This is a genomic window from Krasilnikovia sp. MM14-A1004 (assembly GCF_047159485.1).
In the GTDB taxonomy this organism is placed as follows: domain Bacteria; phylum Actinomycetota; class Actinomycetes; order Mycobacteriales; family Micromonosporaceae; genus Actinoplanes.
In genome coordinates this window covers 4,097,325-4,119,811 of record NZ_AP038773.1, presented here as the reverse complement: position 1 = coordinate 4,119,811, position 22,487 = coordinate 4,097,325, and the positions used below count along the sequence as shown (strand labels likewise).

Here is a 22,487-nt window from a genome sequence, read left to right as displayed (position 1 = left end):
CTTCCCGGGGCTGGGTCAGTCGGCCGCGGGGGTGAAGGTGTCGCAGGCGGTGCCGCGTTCGGCCTTCTTCACGGTGCTGCCCTTGCACAGCCGCACCGCGGGCTCGAAACCACCGAACAGCAGGTTGGAGGTGGTGGTGAAGTTGGTCTTGCCCTTGCCGCAGAGCGTGCCGAACGTACGCCACTCGATGCCGTCCGTGGGCCCGTTGTACGCGACCTGCACGACCCCGCACGCCTTGGCGGAGTTGACGGCCAGCGTGCCGCTGATGCGGATCGGGGCGACCGGGTGCTCCGGGATGCTCATCATGCGGTCGTACGTGCCGTAGGCGGACACGCTTCCGGTGGCGAGCTCGAACGTGTTGTCGGCGGCAGCGGCGGGCGCGGCGGCGACCCCCACGGCGAATCCGGCCATCGCGACGATGCCGAGGGCGCGGGCGGCGAGAGACTTCATGAGTCGGTCCTTCGGGTAAGCCCCACCGGTCGGGTGGGGGTGGAGGGAACTGCCCACCGTCGGCGGAACGCCTCGTCGGCACGGACTCGTGGCAGGACAACGAGTCGGAATACCAATGAGGACGCTCGCGGTGAGTTGTGCTCACTCGACGGTGCGTCATGATCAGACGGCATCGCCGCGTGCGGGTCAAATCGAAGCGAGGGCGCCGAATCCACCGCTGCCGGGATGAGACCCCAGCTCACGGGGGTGCGGCGTCGACGGGCAGTCACTCGGTGTGTGAAATCATTCACTCTCCGACGCTCGTCGGTGGTGATTTTTGTCCCTCCACAGTGGTCTGACGCTTCGATTAGTGTCGACATACGCGCCGGTGACTCGGGCAGGGCGTCAGCCCCACGTCCTGCCCGGCTCGCGCCTCGGATCCGGCGGCCGCAGGGTCCCGCCGGATCCGAGGCGCTTCCACCCGGACGGGTTCTCTTCCGCAACGCCCTCGCGGAACGCACGAGCGTCGTGCAACGTGTAGCTTGCGAACGGGCGAAGGGTGGGGAGGGACAGGTGACGACTGCCGGCTTCTCGTCGAAACGGCTGGTTCGGGTGCGACAGCTGCTCGAACGTCACGTCGACTCCGGCTTCGTCCCGGGAGCCGTCGCCGTCCTGGCCCGCCACGGCGAGGTGCACATCGAGGCGACGGGCAGTCTCGCATTCGACGGCGCCGGATCGGGGACGCCGATGGCCGCCGACACGATCTGTCGCCTGGGGTCGATGAGCAAGCCGATCGTCGCCGCGTGCGCGATGACGCTCGTCGAGGACTGCACCCTGCGTTTGGACGACCCGGTCGACGACCTGCTCCCGGAGCTGGCGGACATGACCGTGCTCGCCGATCCCCACGGGCCACTGGACGACACCGTGGCGGCGGCGCGCGCGATCACGCTGCGGGATCTGCTGACCTACACCCTCGGCACCGGCGCGGTCCCGGCCGAGCCGGGAACGATCCCGATCGCCGACGCGCTGGACGCACTCGACGAGCCGTCGCCGGACGAGTGGATCCGCCGGCTCGGCGCGCTGCCACTGGTGCATCAGCCGGGCGAGCGCTGGATGTACCACACCGCTGCCAACGTGACAGGCGTGCTCATCGCCCGGGCCACCGGCATGTCCTTCGGGGAGGCGCTGCGCGAGCGGATCTGCGATCCACTCGGGATGAGGGACACCGGCTTCAGCGTGGGCGCCGGGAAAATCGGTCGTCTGGCGACCGCGTACGAGCGCGACAACGCCGCCACCGGCGAGCCGGTCGTGGAGGACGGACCCGACGGGCGGTGGAGCCGTCCGCCGGCGTTCGAGGCGGGCGGCAGTGGGCTCGTCTCGACCCCCGAGGATTTCCTCGCCTTCGCCTCGGCACTGCTCGCCGGCGGTGCACGTCACGGCGAGCGGGTGCTGTCGCGGGCGTCGGTGGCGTTGATGACCAGTGACCAGCTGACTGCCGCGCAGAAGGCGGTGTCCGGGTTCTGGCCGGGGTACTTCGACGCCATGGGCTGGGGGTTCGGGATGTCGGTCCGCACCCGCCGCACACACCTCGGCCCGTCGGCGGGCAGCTACGGATGGCCCGGCTACTACGGCACCGCCTGGTACAACGATCCCGCCGAGGATCTGACGGCGATGCTGTTCCTGCAGCGGGCGCACGCCGGCGACCAGAGGCTGCCGAGGTCGCAGGACTTCTGGACCGTGGTCTATCAGTCCATCGACGACTGAACGCTCGACAGGCGACCAACCTTGTAAAACGGCGTTCGCGGGCTGTCCATCCGCGCCCGAGAGGATGGACGCGGGGCACACACGCCCATCACGAGGAAATGGGGGATTGTCGTGAATCGCGTCCGGAAGGGTTTCGCCCTGCTCATCGCCGCGACGCTGCTGGGGCTCCTCGCCCCGGGCAAGGCGTTCGCCGCCACGCCGCCGCTGCGCGACGTCGTTCTCACCCACACGCAGATCTCACCGTCGGTCGCCACGCCGGGTACCACCGTTCACATCTCGTGGTGTTTCGACACCGCGTACGCCGACCAGGTCAGGTCCATCGAGCTGTGGATGGGTCATTCGACCGGCATGGGACACGCGCCGTCGCTGTATCTCCAGGCGTCGATCGACCCGAAGGCGAACCAGCTCGACTTCATCGTCCCCTCGGTGTCGCCGAGCCAGCCGGGGAACATCTGGTTCGTCGACCTGGTGTGGCGCGACGGCGCCGAGCTCGACGAGTTGGCGCTCGTGCCGATCACCATCCAGTAGCGGGTGGGGGGCCGCCCGGCCGCGGCCCCGACCCGCGAGGCTGTCAGGACCGCGGGACGAACAGCATGCGCGCGACCATGAGCATCATGACCACCATGCCGCCGACGACCGCGAGCCACGACCAGATCCATCCGACGGTCAGCGTCAGCACCACGAACCCGGAGATGGCCAGCAGCCAGGTGACGACGGTGTAGATGCCGAATCGCGCGGCCGCCGAGGGGTCCTCTGTGAACCGGTCGCCGACGGCCGCGTGCGATTCCTGCATGCGTACCACCCAGGGCTTGTGCCGGTTGGTCTGCGTGGCGCCCAGGTAGCTCACCAGGCCGACGGCCGCCAGCAGCAGCACCGCACCGCCGACCAGCCAACCCGCGCCGGCGCCACGCAGGTACAGCCACCCGCCGCCCAGCCCGGCCGTGCCCAGCAGCACACCGGCGCCGTACGCGGCGGCGCGGCGGGTCGGCATCGGGTGGTTGCCTGTCGTCTCCTGCCGGAGTGCGTCGGCGGTGACCGCGCCGGCGGTCACCGCGACGGCGAGCGCCGCGGTGATCTCCAAGCCGAGGGGTACGTCGACGATCGTGGCGGCGAGAGCCAGCACGGCCAGTCCCGCCGCGCCGAGCGCGGACAGCGCGACCGTGCGGAGGACGAAGGCGGGCCGTGGCCGGACCCGATGCCCCCACGGCGCGGTCGCCGCGGCGCGCCCGGCGGGTTCGGTGCCGTCGACGATCGCCCGGACGTCGCCCAGTTCCTCCACCGCCTGCTGCGCGGCCCGGCCGCCGGGCAGGCCGCCGGCCCGGAGCTCGGCGACGCGGGCGACCAGGTTGGCACGGACCTCCTCCTTGAGATCCTGCTGCTCCGTGGTCATCTCGACGCCCGCGAACGCCTGGTCGAGCAGCCGGTGGACATCCAGATCGGAGCCACCCGTGGTGTCGTGGGGGATGGTTGTCACGTTGACCGCCTTGGTGTCGCGTCGGAGAGACCGGCGGGCCGGTCCAGGTCGAGCAGGGAATCGATGAGGTCGCGGGTGAGTGCCCAGGCCGCCACGTTGCGGCGGTACACGGCACGGCCGGCATCGGTGATCCGGTAGTACTTGCGGCGGCCGCCCTGGCTCTCGTCGCCCCAGTAGGCCTCGATGAGGCCGTCCTTCGTGAGCCGCCGGTAGGTCGCGTACAGGGTTGCTTCCTTGATCTCGTGCCGCCCGCCGGTGGCGTCCCGGATCCGTTTGAAGATCTCGAACCCGTAGCTGTCGTCGTGATGCAGCAGGGCCAGGACGATCGTGTCGGTGTGGCCGCGCAGGAGGTCGGCCCCGAGCACGTCGCCGCGATTGTTCTCAACCACGGCAGGTACTGTATCAGGTCAAGTACTTGATGCGGAAGGTGACCACCAACCGGCAGGCCCGGCCGTCAGTGGTGGGTGGCGACGGCACGCAGTTCGTGGGCCGTCGCGGCGATCAGGTCGGTCAGGGGTGCCTCGTTGCCGGGCGCTACCCACTGGGCGAAGGCGACCCGCAGCACGGTGACCCCCGACCCGGCGGCCAGCGCCGCCGCGGTCGGGCTCACGCCCGTGGCGCCGAGGGCTCCGGTGAGAGCGCGCGTCAGCGAGCCCATCTTCAGCAGTTCCCGTTCTTCCAGTTCGGGACTGCCCTCGATGATCGACTGGCGGCTGCGGGCCAGGTCCAGCCGGTCGGCGAAGATCTCGCGGGCGGCGATGCCGAGAGCGGCCACGACGGCACCGAGCGGATCGTCGGCGGCGCCCGCGTGGTCGGCGACGGACCGCACCAGCAGGTCCTCCAGGTCCCGGCCGCCGCCGAAGAGGACTTCGCGCTTGTCGCCGAACAGCCGGTAGAAGGTGCGCTTGTCCAGGCCGGCCCGGGTGGCGATGTCGAGGACGGTCGTCTGCTCGAAGCCGCGCTCGGTGAACAGTTCGAAGGCCGCCGCCTCCAGGCGGCCACGCGCTCCGGGTCGCCAGCGTGCCATGCGCGTGATCCTAGCTGATGTCACATAGCGACATCATCGTCCGTCCGGCTATGTCGCATGGTGACATCAGCGGTGTAGGGTGATGTCACAAGATGACATGGTCCGTTGGGAGGGATCACCATGCGGGTGTTCGTCACCGGTACCTCGGGGCACCTCGGCTCGGCGGTGCTGCCGGAACTGCTCACCGCCGGGCACCAGGTGGTCGGCCTGGCCCGCTCGGACGCGGCCGCCGCCGCGATCGAGAAGCTCGGTGGACAGGTACGGCGCGGGGACATGAGCGACCTCGACGTGCTGCGCGAGGAGGCGGGCGTCGCCGACGGCGTCATCCACCTGGCGTTCCGGCACGACCTCATGCAGTCCGGGGATCTCGCGGGGGCGGCCGACGCGGACCTGGCGGCGATCACGGCGATCGCCGGGGCGCTGGACGGTATGGGCAAACCGCTCGTCGGCACCTCGGGCACCGCCATGCTGGCCCGCTCGGGCGATCTCGGCCGCACCGGCACCGAGCGGGACGTGATCGCGGGCGGCTACCGCATCGACGCGGAGAACTACGTGATCGATTTGGCGGAGCGCGGCGTACGGTCCTCCGTCATCCGGCTGACACCGACCGTGCACAGCTCGCTCGACTACCACGGCTTCATCCCTGGCCTCATCGCCATGGCCCGCGCCCGGGGCTACGCCGCGTACGTGGGTGACGGAGCCAACCGCTGGCCGGCCGTGCACACCCTCGACGCCGCCCGCCTCTACCGGCTCGCGCTCGAGAACGCCCCCGCGGGCACCCGCCTGCACGCCGTCGACGACGAGGGCGTCCCGTTCGCGGACATCGCCGCGGCCATCGGGCGCAACCTCGGCGTACCCGTGCGCGGCATCAGCCCCGAGCAGGCCAGCGGGTACTTCGGGTTCCTGGCGGCGTTCGTGCAACTGGACAACCCGACGTCATCGGCGTCCACGCGGCAGCTGCTGGACTGGCACCCGACCCATGCCCGCCTCATCGCCGACCTGGACGCGGGCCACTATTTCCGTACGGGCGTCTAGCACGCGACGGCCGCCGGGATCCCCGGCGGCCGTCGCGGTGTGCAATGTCAGGGCTGGGGGCGGTCCACCTCGCCACGCCACGCGCCGGTCTCGACGCCGCCGCGGCCCTCGATGAACTCCTTGAAACGCTTCAGGTCGCCCTTGACCTGCCGGTCGAGGAAGCCCAGCTTGTCGCCGGCCTGTTCGACGACGCCCTCGGGCTCGAAGTCCATCTGGACCGTCACCCGGGTCTGGGTGGGGTCGATGCGGTGGAAGGTGACGACACCGGCCTGCCGGCCCTCCACCGAGGTCCACGCCACCCGCTCGTCGGGCAGCTGCTCGGTGATCCGCGCGTCGAACTCCCGCTTCACGCCGTCGATGTTGGTCCGCCAGTGCGTGGTCGTCTCGTCGAGCTGGCGGATCTCCTCCACCCCGCTCATGAACTGGGGGAAGTCCTCGAACTGGGTCCACTGGTTGTACGCAGTGCGTACCGGCACGTCGACGTCAACGGACTCGGTAACGGTGCTCACCATGAATTCCTTCCTGTTGCGGTCAACGCTGTCGCGTCGTTGGTGCCCCGAGCGGCCGCCCTCAAACCGTGTGCGGGGTAACCACCCGCGAACCGCGGGGTTGGTTTCGGCGCCGAGTGGGCACGAGTGCACCCATGGGCACCGACGACTGGTTTCTCACCGACCGCGAACGCGGGAACCCGGCGGCGAGCCTGCCCGCGTGGTGTGCGGGGAACCACGTGGAGCTGCTCGTCCACGGATCCGCGTACTTCGCGCGCCTGGCCGAGGAGGTCGCCGCGATGTCGGCGGGCGACTACCTGTTCTTCACCGACTGGCGGGGCGACCCCGATCAGCGGCTGACCGGCGCGGGGCCGACGATCCGCGAACTGCTGGTGGCCGCCGCCGAGCGGGGGGTCGTCGTCAAGGGCCTGGTCTGGCGCTCGCACCTGGACGCCTTCCGGTACAGCGAGGACGAGAACCGCCACCTCGGCGAGGACATCGAGAGGGCCGGTGGGGAGGTGCTGCTCGACCAGCGGGTCCGCGTCGGCGGGTCGCACCACCAGAAGCTGATCGTGCTGCGGCACCCGGACGATCCGGCCCGGGACGTCGCGTTCGCGGGCGGCATCGACCTGTGCCACAGCCGCCGCGACGACGCCGGGCACCACGGCGATCCGCAGGCCGTACAGATGGCGCCACAGTACGGTGCGCACCCGCCGTGGCACGACGTCCAGCTGATGCTGCGCGGCCCTGTCGTCGGCGCCCTCGACCAGTGTTTCCGGGAGCGCTGGCAGGACAAGACCACCCTCGACGCCCGCCGGCCGCTGGCGTACCTGCGGGATCGCATCCTGGGCGCCGACCTCAAGGTGGGTGAGCTGCCGCCGCTGCCGCCGGATCCGCCGCCGGCCGGGCCGCACCTGGTGCAGGTGCTGCGCACGTACCCGAACAAGCACCCGCCGTATCCGTTCGCGCCGGACGGGGAGCGCTCGATCGCCCGCGCCTACGGCAAGGCCGTGCGCCGCGCCCGGTCGCTGATCTACGTCGAGGACCAGTACCTGTGGTCGCGGGAGGTGGCGGACCTGTTCGCCGCGGCGCTGCGCGGGAATCCCGCGCTGCATCTGGTGGTCGTGGTGCCCCGGCACGCCGACGTGGACGGACGGTTCGCGCTGCCGCCGAACCAGGTCGGACGGGTCGAGGCGGTGCAGGTGTGCCGGGACGCGGCGCCCGACCGGGTGCACGTGTTCGATGTGGAGAACCACGCGGGGACGCCGGTGTACGTGCACGCCAAGGTGTGTGTGGTCGACGACGTCTGGTCGAGTGTCGGCAGCGACAACTTCAACCGGCGGTCGTGGTCGCACGACAGTGAACTGTCCTGCGCGGTTCTGGACACCGAGCTCGATCCGCGCGAACCCGCCGACCCCGGCGGCCGCGGCGACGGCGCGCGAGTGTTCGCCAGGGACCTGCGCCTGCGGCTCATGCGCGAGCACCTGGACCGCGCGGACGGCGACGACGCCGACCTGATCGATGCGCACCAGGCGGTCGAGGTGGTCCGCAAGGCCGCCGACGCGTTGCAGGCCTGGCACGACGGCGGGCGGGTGGGTGAGCGACCGCCGGGCCGGCTGCGGCCGCACCGGCCCGAGCGGCTGCCCGCCCGGACCCGGCTGTGGGCGATGCCGTTGTACCGGCTCGTCTACGACCCCGACGGCAGACCGTGGGGGCTGCGCCGGCGCGCCGGCTGGTGAGCCGCCGACGGAGGGCGTCCGCCGGCGGCTCCGCTCTCTACTCGGTGACCGCGGTGCTGGTCAGCACCGGGCTGGGTGCGGTGTAGCAGCGCGCCGGGACGTCGATCCCGCCGAAGAGGATCTTCACGTTCGCGGTGAAGGTCAGACCCGGATCCGCGTACGAGGTGCCGGCCACCGTCGAGGTGATCGTGGCACCGGCCGGGGCGGTCGCGGTGACGGCGAGGTGGATGGTCGGGAGCTGGATGGTGGCTCCGGCCGTGACCGGGCCGGGGACGGTGAGGGTGACCACGCCGTTGGCCACGGATGTCGACGGTACGCCCGTGCCGAGGTTGGAGCCGCCCGTCAGTGTCACGCCGCGCAGCGCCGTCCCGGCCGGCACGGGCGTTCTGACCTGGAGGTTCTTGAGGTAGCGGATCGTGTTGCCGCCGGCCGACGTGGGGATCGTCAACGGGGCGGACTCGGCGGCGATCTCGAAGTCCGACCCGGTCGCGACGCTCGCGGGTGCGGAGCCGGTGATCGGGGTGTCCAGGTTGAGCTGCTGCGGCCCGCCGACCGGCGGTTGGGCCTGGCAGTCCCAGGTCACGGCGACCGGGTCGGCGGAAGCGGGAGCGCTGACGGTGAGGGCCGCGACGACGCCGAGGACACAGCTGGCGAGGGGGATGCGGAAGGGGTGGGGCATGACGGCCTCCTTGCCGGAAGGGGGAACCCTCTCGACGCAGCATTACGGAGCTATTACATCCATACAAGTAAATGAACGAGAATTCTTCGGATTCGACAACCGGGCGGATTGGCGCAGATCCCGCCGCCGCCCGGCAGAGCGCGTTACGTGCGGGACTTCCAGCCTCCTGTCTAGACTCTGCGTGCGCGCCTTGTTCCGCTCTGTCGTCGGCGAGGAGGCTCCCAGTGACGGCCACACGCATCACGTTCGTGTCGACCCACGCTCCGGATCACTGCGGTATCGCCAGCTACACGAGCTACCTCATCGCCGCACTCCTCGCCGAGGACGGCGATGTCGAGATCACGGTCGTGACGCCGAGCCGCGCGCAGCCGCGCCGCGACGGCCGGGTCCGCGTGGTTCCGGCGCCGGTCGACGGCGACGGCTACCCGGCGCGGATCGCCGCGGCCGTGGCCGCGACCCGGCCGGACGTCGTCCACATCCAGCACGAGTTCGGCATCTTCGGCGCCGACGAACGGTTTCCCCGGCTGCTGACCGCCCTGGCGGATGCGGACCTGCCGACCGTGGTCACGATGCACACCGTCCACACCGATCTCAGTGTCGACCTCGGCTGTGGATGGTCCCGCGGGTTCTCGCTGGAGGGCGTGCGCATCGAGGCGCACCAGCGGGCGATCGGCGAGCGGGCCGGGCTGCTCATCGTGCACCACGACCAGTCGATGCGGCAGACCCTCCTCCGGCAGGGGGTGCCCGGCGGCGCGGTGGTGACGATCCCGCACGGGACGCTGCACCTGCGGCCGGACGCGGTCGAGCGCGCCCCGGTCCCGCCCGGACGCCCGCTGCTCGTCGCGCCGGGCTACCTGCGGCGTTCCAAGAATCTCGACGCGGTCATCGAGGCGTTCGCCGTGATCGCCGAGCGACGTCCGGAAGCCCGGCTGTGGGTCGGCGGGTACCTGCGCGAGTCCGGCGCCGAGGGGCTCGCGTACCTCGACGCGTGTGTCGAGAAGGCGCACCGGGCGGGGGTGGGCGACCAGGTGGTGGTGACGCGCGAGCCGGTGCCGGAGCCCGTGATGAGTGCGGCCCTGGCCGCCGCCGACGTGGTGTTCTGCGTGTACGACGAGGACACCCGCTCGGTCAGCGGCATCCTGCACCGGGCGCTCGGGGCGGGCGCGATCGTGGTCGCGTCCCGGCGGCCCAAGTTCCAGGAGCTGGCGGAGGTGTGCGACGAACTGCTCGTCGACCCCGGACGGCCGGCGGAACTCGCGCGGCTCGTCGACCGGATCCTCGACGACGACGGGTTCCGTACCGCGGTGCGCGCGCCGCTGCAGCGCCTCGCCCTGCGCACGGCCTGGCCGGTGGTCGCCCGCGCCCACCTGGACGCGTACGCCCGGATCGTGCCCCGGCGCACAGGCGCGCACCGCGACCCGGCGCCCGCGTGGCACGGTCGATAGCCGCCACGACGCGATGCATGACCTGATCCAGGACGACTACGCGGAGCCGGTCGCCGACCGGGCGCTCCTCGACGAACCGCTGGTCGTCCACCGGCACGCGGGGCTGAGCGACTGCGCGACCCTGGTGGTGTTCGTCCACGGCCTCGGCGGCCGCCGGTACGGTACCCGTCCGACGTGGGGCGAGTTCCCGCGCCTGATCTTCCAGGAGCTGCCCGACGTCGACGTCGGCATCTACGAGTACGTGTCCCTGCGGGGACGGGTGAGGTTCTGGCGCTCGGTCGACCTGGAGGTCGAGGCCGAGGTGCTGGCCGGCGTCCTGCGGCAGGCGAGCACGTACCAGCGGATCGTTCTCGTCGCGCACAGCATGGGCGGCCTGCTGTGCAAGGCGGCCGTCCGGTTCCTCATCGAGTCCGGGGAGTTCCGGCACCCGCCGTACGTGTCCGGGCTGATCATGATGGCGACGCCGCAGGCCGGGTCGTTGCGGGTGCCGCGCCTGGCCGGCCGGCTGACCAGGGACGGCCGGGCCCTGGTCGCGCACGGTGCCCTGGTCACCCAGCTCAACACGTTCTTCACGACCCGGGTGGTGCTGGACGGCTCCGAACCCGGCCCGAATCGCGAGTCCCTGCCGACGTGGGGCGTCCTGGGCTCCTCGGATTTCGTTGTCGACACGCTGAGCGCGAGCCTCGGGCTGCCGATGAACCGCACCCGACGGGTACGCGGCAGCCACACCTCGATCGTGAAGCCCGCGACCCGGCAGGCCGACGCGTTCCGTTACGTCGCCGACCGCGTCCGGCAGCTCGTCGGGCGCGACGGCAGCGCCACCGCCACCTCGGCGTCCGGGCCGGAACTGCCCAGCCGCGACGGCGTACCCGGCGTGGGGATCTTCCTGGACCGGCGGGAGCTGCGCGCCGAGCTGGCGGCGTTCGTCGCGGACCGCCACCAGCGACTCTTCCTCCTCGCCGGACCGCCCGGCTGGGGTAAGCGGCTCGTCGCGGCGAAGGCCGTCGACGAGCACCGGGAGTCCTTCGACGACGTCCTCTGGATCGACTGCACAGAGGCGCGCGACACGGCCAGCGTGTTCCTCGGCCAGCTGCACGCCATGTTGAGCGAGCAGGGCGACAGCGCGCTGGAGGGCCGCTGGCACCACCCCGAATCGCTGCCGGCGATCATCGGGCGGCTGCTGGCCGCACTGAACCGCAAGCGGTACCTGATCGTGCTGCACCGCGCCGAGCGGTGGCTGGGCGCCGACGGCACGGTCCGCGACGAGGCGCTGCGGACCGTCCTGCTGCGGATCCTCACCCGGGTCAACGCCGCGAAGGTCCTGGTGACCAGCGAGGTGTTCCCGCGCTTCGACCCGAGCGGGGTCGAGGTGCCGCTGGGTACGGTCGTGGAACGCAAACTCGGCGGGCTCGACGAGGAGGCGGCGGTGCACCTGCTGCGGGCCTGCGGGCTGCAGGCGGCCGACGAGCAGCTGTTGCGCCGCGCGGCGGCACAGTACGACGGCATGCCCGCCGCGCTGCGCACCGTGGCCGACGTCGTGGTGCGCGGTCACCGCTCGCTGGACCAGGTTCTCCGCTCGACGGAGGTGGAAGCGGCCATGGACGAGCTGATGAGCCAGTCGCTGGCCCATCTGGCGCCGGACGCGCGGCAGGCGCTGGACCGCCTCGCCGTGCTGCGGCGGCCGGTCCGCCGGGCCGACCTGCCCCGGCTGGGTGATGCGACGGCGCAGGCGGTACCCCTGCTGGCGCAGCGCTTCCTGGTCGAACTGGACACCGCCGGCGACACCGTCCGGGTGGCGGAGGCCGCCCGCCGGGCGGTGCTGGGCGCGATGTCCGCCGACACCGCCGCGCGCCTGCACCGGGCGGCGGCCCGCTTCTACGCACCGGATCCCCGCCCGCCCCGGCCGGACGACCTGGCCGACGCGGAAACCGCCCTGGAGGAGATCCACCACCTGACCGAGGCGGGCGACGTCGAGGCCGCGTCGCAGGCGCTGTGGTGGGCCGGTCCCGCGCTGATCACCCGGGGATACGCCGACGTCGTCGACCGGGAGGCGCGGCGCGTCGGGCAGGTCGGTGATCCGGCCGGTCACGCCCGCGCCGCGTTCCTGCTCGGTGAGGTCGCCGACCTGCAGGACCGGTACGACGCGGCGGCCGCCCACTTCGCGGACAGCCGGGACAGCGGTACCGCAGCCGGTCTCTGGCCGATCGTCACGCTGTCGGTCTACCGGCTGGGGCGCATCGCCTCCGCGCGCGGCCGCCTCGGCGAGGCCCGGGAACTGCTGACCCGGTGCGTCGAGGAGTGCCGGCGGCACGACGTGACCGACGGTTGGGCCGGCGCCCTGCTCAGCCTCGGCTGGATCGAACGCCAGCAGGGTGCCTCGGACGAGGCGGTCGAGCGGCGTTACGAGGAGGCGCTCGCGCGGGCCCGCAACACCGACCCCCAGGTCGAGGCGTCGGCCCACCGCGAGCTGGGATACCTCGCCTGGACCCGCTTCGGCCGGGAGGACGACGCGCGGCAGCACCTCGCCCGGGCACGGGCGATCAGCGAGCGGCACCGCGACGTCAAGGAACTCGCCGCCGTCCACACCACCCTGGGCTACCTCGAGGTGCAGTGGGGCGACACGGACGCGGCGATCGACGACCTGTGGGCCGCCGTGGACATCGCCAAGCGGATCGGCGACACCCACCTGCTGGCCACGGCGTACGACCACCTGGGCCAGGCGTGGGAGCGGCGCGGTGAACTCGCCGGCGCGGAGGACTGGTACGTCCGGGGCCTCGACACGCAGACGCAGATCGGCAACCCGAGCGGTCGGGCCGTCAGCCACCTGCACCTGAGCCGGGTACGCCGCCTGCAGGGCCGCCGCGCGGACGCCGCCGCCGACGTGGACGCCGCCCGGCGGCTGATCGCCTCGTACGGCATCACCGAGCTGGGCGGCAAGGTGGCGCAGGAGGAGCGGGAACTCGGCACGCCCGGGCAGTAGGACCGGCGCCGGGCAACAGGACTGAATTCAGAGGGTCTGATCGGTTTCGTCGGCACGCGGGACCACGTCCATCGTGCGGGCTCGATTTCGTCTGTAACACTGCGGGCGCCCTGGGCGTGCTTATGAGCAGGAACAGGAAGCAGGACGGAACAGGAGCCGAGCCCGGAATGTCGACGGAAGCAGAGTTCGACGCCTTCTACGCCGCCACGGCGAAACGGCTGGTCGCCACGGTCTATGCGATGACCGGTGACCTGGCCGAGGCCGAGGATGCGGTGCAGGAGGCGTACGCGCGGGCCTGGCAGCGATGGGGCCGCCTCACACAGCAGGGAGACCCGCTGCCGTGGGTGCGTACCGTCGCGTCCCGGCTGGCGATCAGCACCTGGCGGCGTACCCGGAATCGGCTGCGCGCCCAGTTGCGGCACGGCCCTGAACCGGACCTGCCCGGGATGTCCGAGGACCGGGTCGCTCTCATCGCGGCGTTGCGCGAGCTGAGCCCCGACCAGCGGCGGGCGGTGGTGCTGCACCACCTGCTCGACCTGCCGGTGGAGGACGTGGCGTGGGAGACCGGTTCGTCGAGCGGTGCGGTGCGGACCAGGCTCAGCCGGGCCCGCAAGCTGCTCGGCGCGCAGCTCGCCATCCTGGACACACACGACGAGGGGGTTGTCGCGAATGGTTGACGTCGAGGAACTGCTGGACGGTGTCCCGGTGCGGCTCGCGCCGGCACAGGCCGTACGCGCTCGCGGCGAGCGCCGCCGGACCCGGCAGGGGGTCGGTGTGGCCGCCGCCGTGCTGGTCGTCGCGGCGGCGGTGGGCATCGGCTCGTGGGTGAATCCGGCACCCGCCCCGCACGGTGCGAGCGTGGCGTCGGACCCGGACGGGGCGGCTCCGCAGGGCGAGAACCCGTTCGAGCCGGACGGTGTGGTGCGGAACCTGAAGCCGTCCGACCTGCCGAAGGACGCGGCACTGCACTGGAAGCCCTACATCCCGGACGCCGAGCACCAGACGGACGAGGCCGTCGCCCTGCCGCAGGCCGGTCTGACCGGTGCCTGCAACGGCGGATGGCCCGGCGGCGTCACGGCACCCGAGCAGCAGTTCACCAGCATCTTCACCGGTGCGGGCAACGCACGGGCCCGGTACCGCGTCTCCGAATACGCGAACGCCGACCAGGCCACCGACGCGATCCGCGGGCTGGGGCAGACACTGCACGACTGCGGCCTGACGGCGCACGACGAGGGCGCCCGCTACAGCGGCCGGACCGACGGCACCGGCCCGTGGCTCGACGTCAGCGTCCGGCGCTGGGGAGTGTGGGTCGGTGTGACAGAGGCGCAGTACAGCCCGGCGTCCTGACCGCACCGCAGGTCCCCGGCCTTTGGCGGGCCGGGGACCTGCTGGTCATGAGCGCGCCTCGGGCCGTACCGACAGGGTGCGCTCGGCGCGCTCGCCGGCGGTGCGGCCGCGCAGCGCGGCGTTGACCACCTCGGCCAGGTGCAGCGCGTGCCGGCCGTTGCCGGCCTCCTCGATCTGGGTACGGCAGGAGAACCCGTCGGCGAGGATCAGCGTCTCGGGCGCGGCCGCCCGTACGGCGGGCAGCAGCACCTGTTCCCCGACGGCCAGCGAGACGTCGCGGTGATCCGGGGTCATGCCGAAGTCGCCGGCGAGTCCGCAGCACCCGGACGCGAGGTGCTCGACGTCCAGGCCGATCCGGCGCTGGAGTTCGGAGTCGGCGTCGTACCCGATGACCGCGTGGTGGTGGCAGTGCGTCTGGCTGATCGCCTGCGGCCGCCCGCCCTGCTCGGCCCGCAGGTCGGGCAGCGCGATGTCGTGGTCGTCGACGAGCAGCTCGGCGAGGGTACGGGTCTGCTTGCGCAGCCGCAGCACGTCCTGGTCGTGGCCGAGCAGGTCCAGCGCGTCCCCGCGGAACACGGCAGTGCAGGACGGCTCCAGCCCCAGCACCGGCACGCCCGCCCGCAGCCACGGCGCGAGCACGCCGACGGTATGACGCAGCACCCGCCGGGCGACGCCGAGCTGACCGGTGGACATCCAGGTCAGGCCGCAGCACACGGGTTCACGGGGCAGGACCACCCGGAAGCCGACCGCCTCCAGCACACCCACCGCCGCGGCCGCGATGCCCGGCGACAGGTACGTCGTGAACGTGTCCGGCCACAGCAGGACCGTGCCGCGTTCCCCGGTGCCGCGCGGCGTGCGGTGGCGGAACCAGCGCGGGAAGCTCGCCCGCGCGAAGCGCGGCACGTCCCGGCGCGGGTCGATGCCGCCCAGCCGCTTGACCAGCCCGCCCACCACGGGCGCGTGGGTGACCGCGTTGGCCAGCGGCGCGACCGGCAGCACCAGCCGCGCCGCCACCGGCAGCCAGCCCAGCGAGTAGTGCGCCCGCGGGCGGATCCGCCCGCCGTAGTGGTGGGCCAGGAACTCGGCCTTGTACGTGGCCATGTCCACGTGCATCGGGCAGTCACGTTTGCAGCCCTTGCAGGCGAGGCACAGGTCGAGGGCGTCGGCGACGGACTGCTCGCGCCAGCCGCCGGTGACGGTCTCGCCGCGCAGCATCTCGAACAGCAGCCGGGCCCGGCCGCGGGTGGAGTGCTGTTCGTCGCGGGTCACCTGGTAGCTGGGGCACATCACCCCCTTGTCCGGGTGCGGGCGGCGGCACTCGCCCACCCCGGCGCAGCGCAGGGCCGCCCGGGCGAAGCTGCCGTCGTCGTCGCCGTAGCGGAAGAACGTGGCAGGTTCGGCGGGCGAGTAGTCGGCGCCGAGGCGCAGCTGACCGTCGAGCGGGTGGGCGTGGACCACCTTGCCGGGGTTCATCCGGTTGCCCGGGTCGAAGATCGCCTTGAACTCCTCGAACGCCCGGACCACCTCGGCGCCGTACATTCTCGTCAGCAGCTCGCCGCGGGCCTGTCCGTCGCCGTGCTCGCCGGAGTAGGAGCCGCCGTAGCCGGAGACGAGGTCGGCGGCCGCCTCCACGAAGGACCGGAAGCCGGCCACGCCCTCCGCGGTGACCAGGTCGAACGGGATCGAGGTGTGCAGGCAGCCGTCGCCGAAGTGGCCGTAGAGGCTGGCCGCGTCGTAGCCGTGGCGGTGCAGCAGCGCGGTGAAGTCGCGCAGGTAGTCGCCGAGCCGTTCCGGCGGGACGGCCGAGTCCTCCCAGCCGGGCCACGTGTCGGGGCCGCCGCCGGGGGTACGGGCGGTGGCGCCCAGCCCTGCCTCGCGGACCGTCCACATCTGCTCGCGGTGCTTCGGGTCGTCGAAGACCTTCGCCTCGTCGTGGCCGAGATCGGCCAGCATCCGGTGGATGCGGTCGGTGGCCTCCTCGACGGTGTCGGCGCCGAAGTCGGCCATCAGCCAGGCGGCGCCGCGGCCGGTGTGGTTGGTCGGCTCGGGCAGCAGCGTCAGCGCCTCGGGCTGCATGTGCTCCTCGCCCTCGTACCGGATCAGCTTGTCGTCGAGGCCTTCGAGAGCGACCGGCTCGTGCGCGTTGATGGCGGGCACCGCGTCGCCCGCGGCGGCGATGTCCGGGAAGGCCATCAGCACCAGCGCGCGGGCCCTCGGCTCGGGCAGCAGCCGCAGCTCGGCGCGCAGGACTGTCACGCAGGTGGACTCGGTGCCCACCAGCGCCCGGGCGAGATGGAAACCGTGTTCCGGCAGCAGCGCCGGCAGGTTGTAGCCGGAGATGCGCCGGGGCAGGGTGGGGAAGGCGCGGATCCGTTCGGCGTAGCGGTCGCGCAGGTCGCGGACCGCGCGGTGGATCTCGGCGGGCCGGCCGCCGGCGGCGAGGATCCGCTCGTACTCCTCGTCGGAGGTCTCGCCCACCCACATCCGGGTGCCGTCGTAGGTGAGGATCTCCAGACGGGTGACGTTCGCGGCGGTGGTGCCGCTCCACTGGGCGGTGGAGCCGCACGAGTTGTTGCCGAGCATCCCGCCGATCGTGCAGTGGCTGTGGGTGGCGGGTTTCGGCCCGAACACCAGCCGCCCGTGCGGCCGGGTGGCGGCGTTGAGCTGGTCGAGGACGAGGCCCGGCTGGACCACCGCCAGCCGGCGCTGTTCGTCGACGGACTCGACCGCGGTGAGGTGCTTCGAGAAGTCCAGCACCACCGCGACGTTGCAGCACTGGCCGGCGAGGCTGGTGCCGCCGCCGCGGGACAGCACCGGCGCCCCGAACTCGCGGCACGTCGCGACGGTGGCGACCACGTCGTCGAGGGTGCGCGGCACCACCACCCCGATCGGGACCTGCCGGTAGTTGGAGGCGTCCGTGGCGTACAGGGCGCGGGTGCCGCGGTCGAAGCGCACACCACCACGGACGCGTCCCCGCAGCGCCTTCGCCAGGCCGTCCGCATCGACCCCGGCGGCCCAGGGGGAACGGGTTCGGGGGGTCGGCAGAAGGGTGGTCATCAGTCACCCTTCAGCTGCTGGATCTTGTCCTTGAACAGGGTGGTGGCGATCGCCGCCTTGTGCGGCTGGCCGTGCAGGAAGGACTGGGCGAACTTCTTCGCCTGCTCGTAGCCGACCCTGCCGGGCATCGGCGGTTCGTTCGGGTCGACGGCCACGTCCACCAGCGCGGGACCGCGGTGGGTGAACGCCTCGACCAGGGCGGAACGCAGGTCGCCGGCCTTCTCGACCCGGGCGGCGAAGCCGCCGCAGCCGCGCGCCCAGGCGGCGAAGTCCGGGTGCGGGTCGCCGAACCGCACCCCGTGCTCGGGGTAGCCGAGGACCATCTGCTCCCACAGGATCTGCCCGAGCGAGTTGTTGTTGTTGATCACCACTGTGATCGGCAGGCCGTACCGGCAGGCGGTGTGGAACTCGGCCATCAGCATCGCGAAGCCGCCGTCGCCCTGATAGGCGATGACCTGCCGGCCGGGGTACGCGAGCTGGACGGCGATCGAGTACGGCAGGCCGGGCGCCATCGTCGCGAGGTTGCCCGACAGGTAGAACTCCCGGTCACCGCGGATGCGCCAGTGCCGGGCGGCCCAGGTGGCGATGGTGCCGGAGTCGCAGCACAGCACGGCGTCGTCGGTGGCCAGGTCGTCCAGGCAGGCGGCCAGGTACTGCGGGGCGATCGGGTCGCGTTCGCCGTTCTCCAGCGCCCGCATCTTCTCGTTCCAGTCGCGCATCCGCTTTTGGTACTTCTCCAGGTGCGACCGGTCGGCGCGCCGGGTCAGGCGGGGGAGCAGCGCCTCCAGGGTGGCCCCGACGTCGCCGATGAGCGGGACGTCGGTGGGCAGCCGTACCCCGGCCCTGGTCTCCTCGATCTCCACCTGGACGACCTTGACCCTGCCCGGCTGCGGCAGATGCTTCGTGTACGGGAAGTTGGTGCCCAGCATGACCAGCGTGTCGACGTCCTCGATCAGATCCTCGCTGGGCGCGGTGCCGAGCAGCCCGATGCCGCCCGTGGTGTACGGCGAGTCGTCGGCCAGCACCATCTTGCCGGACAGCGTCTTGATCACGGGTGCGGCGATGGTGTCGGCCATCCGTTCCACCAGCGGACCCGCGCCGCGGGCGCCGATCCCGACCAGGATGGCGGCCTTCTCCGAGTCGTTGATCACCTCGGCGGCGCGGGCCACGTCCATGTCCCGGGGCCGGACGGTGCCGGGCAGGTACACGGGTGCGGTCTTCGGCGGTGTGGCCGGAGCGACGTGCTGGTAGGGGTCCGCGCTGGCCGGGGCGACCTGGATGTCGTTGGGCACGCACAGGTGCGCCACCCCGCGCCGCGCGTACGCGTGCCGGATCGCCACGTCCACCAGCGCCGGCAGCTGCTGCGGGTTGACCACGAGCTGGTTGTAGACGCTGACGTCGGCGAACAGCCGGGTCAGGTCGACCTCCTGCTGGTAGCCGGTGCCCAGCACCGAGGTCTCCTGCATGCCGGTGATCGCCAGCACCGGCGCGTGGTCGAGCTTCGCGTCGTACAGGCCGTTGGCGAGGTGGATGCCGCCCGGCCCCGACGTCGCCAGGCACACGCCGATCTTCCCCGTCGACTTGGCGTACGCGGTCGCCATGAACGCCGCGGCCTCCTCGTGGTGCACCAGGACGAAGCGCACCCGGTCGGCATTGCGCCGAAGGCCCTCCATGATTCCGTTGATGCCGTCGCCGGGTATGCCGAAGACGGTGTCCACACCCCAGTCGGCGAGGCGGGCGACGAGTACCTCAGAGGTGATCGTTTCCATGCGGCGTCGGTCCCTTCGGCTGGTGTCCGATCGGCTCACACCTGCCGTACCCGTGCGCGGCACATCCATGCCCGGCGCGGGGATCGGGGATCAACCGGCTGAGCGGACGATCAGTGCCCCTCGGCCAGCCGGGCCGCCAGCTCGGCGGTCCCCGGCCCGGACAGGGCCGGCAGCGCGGCTCGCCGGCCGGTGATCAGGAGCAGCAGCGACGCCATCGGGCCCTCGACGCGCCGGCCCTGCCCGACCGACCACGGGTGGTCGGTGGCGACGAGCTCCAGTCCGTTGAGGATCCGCCTCGCGTGGAACGGCCATCCCATGGGCCAGACCCGGTTGGCGGCGGCGGCCGCCGCCGCGAGCGGCATCGGCCGGGTGCGGCCGAGCGGGATCGCGATGTCCTGGCCGTGCACGAGGATGTCGATGAGCGGTTCGAGGTGACTGATGCCGGGTGCCTTCCGGCGGGAGCCCACCATGCCACGCAGCAGGATCGCGAACCGGTCGACGGGCAGTTCGGCCTGCCGGACGGCCGAGTCGAGGATCATCCGGTGGAAGTCGCCACGGGCCCGGACCAGCCACGCCAGCGCGGACAACGGCCCCGCGTGGGCGAGCGTGAGATGCGCCGCGACCTCCCGTACCCGCCAGCCGGCGCACAACGAGGGCGTTTCCCACTCCGGCCCGGACAGGTCGTCGAGCAGGTCGGCGAGACTGCGCCGCTCGTCGTCGATCGCCTGCCACACCTCGTCGCGGTCCATGTCCGCACCCCTGCCGCCGATCAATATTTGGTACGATTCTCTGACTAATAATGGTCAGAGAGACTGACTGAAGTCAAGGGGGCTGCCGACATGGACGACGCACGGGAGGGCGGCCTCAACCTGGGTCTGCTCTGCTACATCGCCCACCGCGCCATGGAGACCCGCGTGCTGGAGGCCGTGGCCGCCGCCGGCTTCGACGACCTCACGATCGCCCAGGCGCGGCTGGCCGCGCGGATCGGCCCGGCCGGTACGCGCCTGACCGAGCTGGCCGAGCAGGCGCAGGTCACCAAACAGACCGCCGGCTTCCTGGTCGACCAGCTGGAGCGCGGGGGCTACGTCCACCGGATCGCCGACCCCACGGACGCCCGCGCCCGGCTGGTCCGGTTCGCGCCGCGCGGCGAGGCCGTGATCGCCGTCGCCCGGCAGGCCGAGGCCGAGGTGGAGGCCGAATGGACCCGGCATCTGGGTGCGCGCTCGGCGGCTCACCTGCGGCGTGCGCTGACCCGCCTGCGCGAGATCACCGACCCCTACCGATGACTCCGAGAATCTTCCGGCCGCCGGATGATCCGATCCGCCCGGCGCTGCGTACTGCCTGGTGTCGGCATGTGCCCACGTGCCCGATGACGGACCTGACGCCCAGGCCCGCCGCCGGGTGGGGCGGACACGCAAGCTTGGGAGGTTCGTGTGGCCGTTGCCAGCTCGTTGTACCTGTGGCGCCGCCTGTGGGGTACAGCGATCCTCTCCGCCGCGCTCATCCTCCTCCTGCCGGAGAAGGGCCGCGCCGAACCGGGCGTTCCGGTGCCCCCGAACAACCTCCTGTCCGACCGGGGCGCGGGCGCGCTCGCGGCCGCCGACCGCGATTTCGTGATCAAGGTCCGTCTTGCCGGACTGTGGGAGATCCCGGCCGGGGAGATGGCGCAGGACAAGTCGGCCGATCCACGGATCAAGGAGATCGGCCGCAACATCGCCGCCCAGCACGTCGTGCTCGACAAACTCACCCGGGACGCCGCGCAGAAGCTGGGCATCGTCCTGCCGGACGCGCCGAACAGCGACCAGCAGGGGTGGCTGGGCGAGATGCGTGAGGCGGACGGCACCCAGTTCGACGAGATCTACATCGACCGGCTCCGGGCGGCGCACGGCAAGATCTTCCCGGCGATCGCCACGATCCGGGCGAGCACCCGCAACGACACCGTACGCAAGCTCGCCCAGCGGGCGAACCAGTTCGTCATGACGCACATGACCCTGCTGGAGAGCAGCGGCATCGTCGACTTCGGCTCCCTGCCCACCGCGCCGCCACCCTCGGCGGCCGCGGGTCAGCCATCGGCCACCGCTCAGGTGCTGTCGGCGCCCGAGCAACGCCCGTCGTCCGGCACGAACACGCCACTGGTGTTGCTGGCGCTCGCCGGCGGGCTGGCCGCGGGTGCGTTCGCGACCAGGCAGCTCGCCGGCAACCGCCGCCAGACCCACCGGTCGCGGCGCGGACGGTACTACGACGGCTGAACGCCGGCCCGCACGCCACCAGCCCGGCCCGATCGCCCGAGCCGGGCCGGTGCCGTCATCCCGAGATGATCGTCCACAGCGGATTCCGTGGCCTGCGCGTCGACGGCCGCTTCGACCGGGTGCTCGAGCCCGGCCGCTGCGAGCTGCCCCGGCGCCGTTTCCCGGGGCGGCGCGTGCCCCGCGTCGCGATCGTCCCGATCGACCTGCGCGAGCGCGAGCTGAGCACAGCGACCGTCTCGACGCCGAGTGACGGCCGTCCGCGCCCGCCGGGGCCGGGCCATGGCTACCAGCGGTGCGCGATGTCCACCGCGATCCGGCTGTGTGTGCCCGGCCCGGCGAGCAGGACGACCCGGAACGGCAGGCGGGCCCGGACGCCGGCCGCGAAGGTCGTGTAGCCCTCGAACGAGCCACCGAACACCACATCGCGCAGGGTGTCGTAGCGCAGGACGTTGGCCGTGTGGTCGCCGGTGCGCGCGTTGATCGTCGACGAGTGACCCGCCTCGTACGCCGGGGCGCGCAGGGTCACCCACAGGTGGGCGCCGCCCGCGGTGTACGGGACGAGGTCGATGCCCTCGCCGTCGGTCGGCACCTGGTCGCTGTAGCGCACGGAGTACCCCTGCGCCGTGCCGTTGAACTCGAACACGATCCGGTCCCAGCATTCCTGCCGGCTGGTCTGCACGCTCACCAGGGGCGCCGTACTCAACGGGCCGGCGGTCTTGTCGCCGCTGCCCCACGTGATGCCGCAGTAGGGAGTGGTGGTGGTCGCCGCGGCCAGCGCCGGCGCGGACGGCGCGTTGCTCCGGGCGGTGCCCGGTCCCGCGGCGACCGGCGCCGCCGGCCGGTCGGCCGCGGGAGTGCCGCAGGCCGCGAGTGCGAGGCAGAGGACCACAGCTATGGATTTTCCGACCGACGTGCGCATGTGGCACCTCCCAGGGACACGAACGGGAAGCTGGTCCTGCTTCGACGGTAGGCGAACCCGGCAAGGCGGCCGGTCGCGAAACCCCG

20 protein-coding genes are annotated in these 22,487 nt (G+C 72.2%); 10 read left to right on the top strand and 10 right to left on the bottom strand.

All coding sequences use genetic code 11. The annotated features are described in order from the left end of the window. Window positions 1-15: 15 nt before the first annotated feature. Window positions 16-450: a hypothetical protein gene (locus ACMCNN_RS17790; protein ID WP_412741625.1), complete on the bottom strand. Its 435-nt coding sequence runs from the start codon at window positions 448-450 to the stop codon at window positions 16-18. 552 nt (window positions 451-1,002) lie between these two features. Between ACMCNN_RS17790 and ACMCNN_RS17785 the strand changes: the two genes are divergently transcribed. Beyond that, a complete protein-coding gene (locus tag ACMCNN_RS17785; protein WP_412741624.1) occupies window positions 1,003-2,193 on the top strand; it encodes a serine hydrolase domain-containing protein in 1,191 nt (396 codons plus the stop codon). 111 nt (window positions 2,194-2,304) lie between these two features. Then, on the top strand, window positions 2,305-2,721 hold the full coding sequence (locus tag ACMCNN_RS17780; RefSeq protein ID WP_412741623.1) for a hypothetical protein: 417 nt from the start codon (window positions 2,305-2,307) through the stop codon (window positions 2,719-2,721). A 43-nt stretch (window positions 2,722-2,764) separates the two neighbouring features. Here ACMCNN_RS17780 and ACMCNN_RS17775 read toward each other — a convergent pair whose 3' ends face one another. From ACMCNN_RS17775 to ACMCNN_RS17765, 3 genes are all read right to left on the bottom strand, one after another. Beyond that, window positions 2,765-3,667, bottom strand: a complete 903-nt coding sequence (locus ACMCNN_RS17775; RefSeq protein WP_412741622.1) for a permease prefix domain 1-containing protein — start codon at window positions 3,665-3,667, stop codon at window positions 2,765-2,767. Continuing rightward, the gene (locus ACMCNN_RS17770; protein ID WP_412741621.1) at window positions 3,664-4,056 is read right to left on the bottom strand and encodes a PadR family transcriptional regulator; all 393 of its coding nucleotides are present in this window, start codon (window positions 4,054-4,056) and stop codon (window positions 3,664-3,666) included. The genes ACMCNN_RS17775 and ACMCNN_RS17770 overlap by 4 nt, the downstream gene beginning before the upstream one ends. Window positions 4,057-4,121: 65 nt before the next feature. Further along, window positions 4,122-4,694 (bottom strand): TetR family transcriptional regulator, encoded by a 573-nt coding sequence (locus ACMCNN_RS17765; protein ID WP_412741620.1) that lies wholly within the window; start codon window positions 4,692-4,694, stop codon window positions 4,122-4,124. Window positions 4,695-4,814: 120 nt separating this feature from the next. Here ACMCNN_RS17765 and ACMCNN_RS17760 point away from each other — a divergent pair, with 120 nt between their 5' ends. Beyond that, window positions 4,815-5,729 carry an SDR family oxidoreductase gene (locus tag ACMCNN_RS17760; RefSeq protein ID WP_412741619.1) on the top strand — a complete coding sequence of 305 codons (915 nt, stop codon included), beginning with the start codon at window positions 4,815-4,817 and terminating at the stop codon, window positions 5,727-5,729. 47 nt (window positions 5,730-5,776) lie between these two features. Here the strand turns inward: ACMCNN_RS17760 and ACMCNN_RS17755 are convergent, their stop codons facing one another. Next, on the bottom strand, window positions 5,777-6,238 hold the full coding sequence (locus ACMCNN_RS17755) for an SRPBCC family protein (RefSeq protein ID WP_412747204.1): 462 nt from the start codon (window positions 6,236-6,238) through the stop codon (window positions 5,777-5,779). 134 nt (window positions 6,239-6,372) lie between these two features. Here ACMCNN_RS17755 and ACMCNN_RS17750 point away from each other — a divergent pair, with 134 nt between their 5' ends. After that, complete coding sequence (locus ACMCNN_RS17750) at window positions 6,373-7,956, top strand: phospholipase D family protein (protein ID WP_412741618.1); 1,584 nt, start codon at window positions 6,373-6,375, stop codon at window positions 7,954-7,956. Between the two features lie 37 nt (window positions 7,957-7,993). On the opposite strand, the gene ACMCNN_RS17745 is transcribed toward ACMCNN_RS17750, so the two are convergent. After that, on the bottom strand, window positions 7,994-8,635 hold the full coding sequence (locus ACMCNN_RS17745; protein WP_412741617.1) for a cyclodehydratase: 642 nt from the start codon (window positions 8,633-8,635) through the stop codon (window positions 7,994-7,996). Between the two features lie 224 nt (window positions 8,636-8,859). On the opposite strand from ACMCNN_RS17745, the gene ACMCNN_RS17740 reads away from it, so the two are divergent. The 4 genes from ACMCNN_RS17740 to ACMCNN_RS17725 all read left to right on the top strand — a co-directional run bounded on the left by ACMCNN_RS17740 (window position 8,860) and on the right by ACMCNN_RS17725 (window position 14,407). Then, window positions 8,860-10,080 carry a glycosyltransferase gene (locus ACMCNN_RS17740; RefSeq protein ID WP_412741616.1) on the top strand — a complete coding sequence of 407 codons (1,221 nt, stop codon included), beginning with the start codon at window positions 8,860-8,862 and terminating at the stop codon, window positions 10,078-10,080. A 13-nt stretch (window positions 10,081-10,093) separates the two neighbouring features. After that, window positions 10,094-13,060, top strand: a complete 2,967-nt coding sequence (locus ACMCNN_RS17735; RefSeq protein WP_412741615.1) for a hypothetical protein — start codon at window positions 10,094-10,096, stop codon at window positions 13,058-13,060. A 167-nt stretch (window positions 13,061-13,227) separates the two neighbouring features. Beyond that, entirely contained in the window at window positions 13,228-13,737 is a 510-nt protein-coding gene (locus ACMCNN_RS17730) for a SigE family RNA polymerase sigma factor (protein ID WP_412741614.1), read from the top strand. Further along, window positions 13,730-14,407, top strand: coding sequence for a hypothetical protein (locus tag ACMCNN_RS17725; RefSeq protein WP_412741613.1), 678 nt, complete (start codon window positions 13,730-13,732; stop codon window positions 14,405-14,407). Before ACMCNN_RS17730 ends, ACMCNN_RS17725 begins: the two co-directional genes overlap by 8 nt. A gap of 45 nt (window positions 14,408-14,452) precedes the next feature. Here ACMCNN_RS17725 and ACMCNN_RS17720 read toward each other — a convergent pair whose 3' ends face one another. The 3 genes from ACMCNN_RS17720 to ACMCNN_RS17710 all read right to left on the bottom strand — a co-directional run bounded on the left by ACMCNN_RS17720 (window position 14,453) and on the right by ACMCNN_RS17710 (window position 19,982). Further along, window positions 14,453-17,464 (bottom strand): FAD-binding and (Fe-S)-binding domain-containing protein, encoded by a 3,012-nt coding sequence (locus ACMCNN_RS17720; RefSeq protein WP_412741612.1) that lies wholly within the window; start codon window positions 17,462-17,464, stop codon window positions 14,453-14,455. Then, complete coding sequence (locus ACMCNN_RS17715; RefSeq protein WP_412741611.1) at window positions 17,464-19,233, bottom strand: thiamine pyrophosphate-dependent enzyme; 1,770 nt, start codon at window positions 19,231-19,233, stop codon at window positions 17,464-17,466. The genes ACMCNN_RS17720 and ACMCNN_RS17715 overlap by 1 nt, the downstream gene beginning before the upstream one ends. A gap of 110 nt (window positions 19,234-19,343) precedes the next feature. Beyond that, complete coding sequence (locus ACMCNN_RS17710) at window positions 19,344-19,982, bottom strand: maleylpyruvate isomerase family mycothiol-dependent enzyme (protein ID WP_412741610.1); 639 nt, start codon at window positions 19,980-19,982, stop codon at window positions 19,344-19,346. 90 nt (window positions 19,983-20,072) lie between these two features. Between ACMCNN_RS17710 and ACMCNN_RS17705 the strand changes: the two genes are divergently transcribed. Both ACMCNN_RS17705 and ACMCNN_RS17700 read left to right on the top strand, forming a co-directional pair. After that, window positions 20,073-20,519, top strand: coding sequence for a MarR family winged helix-turn-helix transcriptional regulator (locus ACMCNN_RS17705; protein WP_412741609.1), 447 nt, complete (start codon window positions 20,073-20,075; stop codon window positions 20,517-20,519). Window positions 20,520-20,666: 147 nt separating this feature from the next. Continuing rightward, entirely contained in the window at window positions 20,667-21,482 is an 816-nt protein-coding gene (locus ACMCNN_RS17700) for a DUF4142 domain-containing protein (protein ID WP_412741608.1), read from the top strand. A gap of 283 nt (window positions 21,483-21,765) precedes the next feature. On the opposite strand, the gene ACMCNN_RS17695 is transcribed toward ACMCNN_RS17700, so the two are convergent. Next, window positions 21,766-22,371, bottom strand: coding sequence for a hypothetical protein (locus ACMCNN_RS17695; RefSeq protein ID WP_412741607.1), 606 nt, complete (start codon window positions 22,369-22,371; stop codon window positions 21,766-21,768). Window positions 22,372-22,487: the final 116 nt, after the last annotated feature.

Coding starts and splice junctions, on each gene's coding strand:
- ACMCNN_RS17730 (WP_412741614.1), top strand. CDS start 13,228: ATGTCGACGGAAGCAGAGTTCGACGCCTTCTACGCCGCCACGGCGAAA.
- ACMCNN_RS17715 (WP_412741611.1), bottom strand. CDS start 19,233: ATGGAAACGATCACCTCTGAGGTACTCGTCGCCCGCCTCGCCGACTGG.
- ACMCNN_RS17720 (WP_412741612.1), bottom strand. CDS start 17,464: ATGACCACCCTTCTGCCGACCCCCCGAACCCGTTCCCCCTGGGCCGCC.
- ACMCNN_RS17710 (WP_412741610.1), bottom strand. CDS start 19,982: ATGGACCGCGACGAGGTGTGGCAGGCGATCGACGACGAGCGGCGCAGT.
- ACMCNN_RS17790 (WP_412741625.1), bottom strand. CDS start 450: ATGAAGTCTCTCGCCGCCCGCGCCCTCGGCATCGTCGCGATGGCCGGA.
- ACMCNN_RS17765 (WP_412741620.1), bottom strand. CDS start 4,694: ATGGCACGCTGGCGACCCGGAGCGCGTGGCCGCCTGGAGGCGGCGGCC.
- ACMCNN_RS17745 (WP_412741617.1), bottom strand. CDS start 8,635: ATGCCCCACCCCTTCCGCATCCCCCTCGCCAGCTGTGTCCTCGGCGTC.
- ACMCNN_RS17760 (WP_412741619.1), top strand. CDS start 4,815: ATGCGGGTGTTCGTCACCGGTACCTCGGGGCACCTCGGCTCGGCGGTG.
- ACMCNN_RS17735 (WP_412741615.1), top strand. CDS start 10,094: ATGCATGACCTGATCCAGGACGACTACGCGGAGCCGGTCGCCGACCGG.
- ACMCNN_RS17750 (WP_412741618.1), top strand. CDS start 6,373: ATGGGCACCGACGACTGGTTTCTCACCGACCGCGAACGCGGGAACCCG.
- ACMCNN_RS17705 (WP_412741609.1), top strand. CDS start 20,073: ATGGACGACGCACGGGAGGGCGGCCTCAACCTGGGTCTGCTCTGCTAC.
- ACMCNN_RS17725 (WP_412741613.1), top strand. CDS start 13,730: ATGGTTGACGTCGAGGAACTGCTGGACGGTGTCCCGGTGCGGCTCGCG.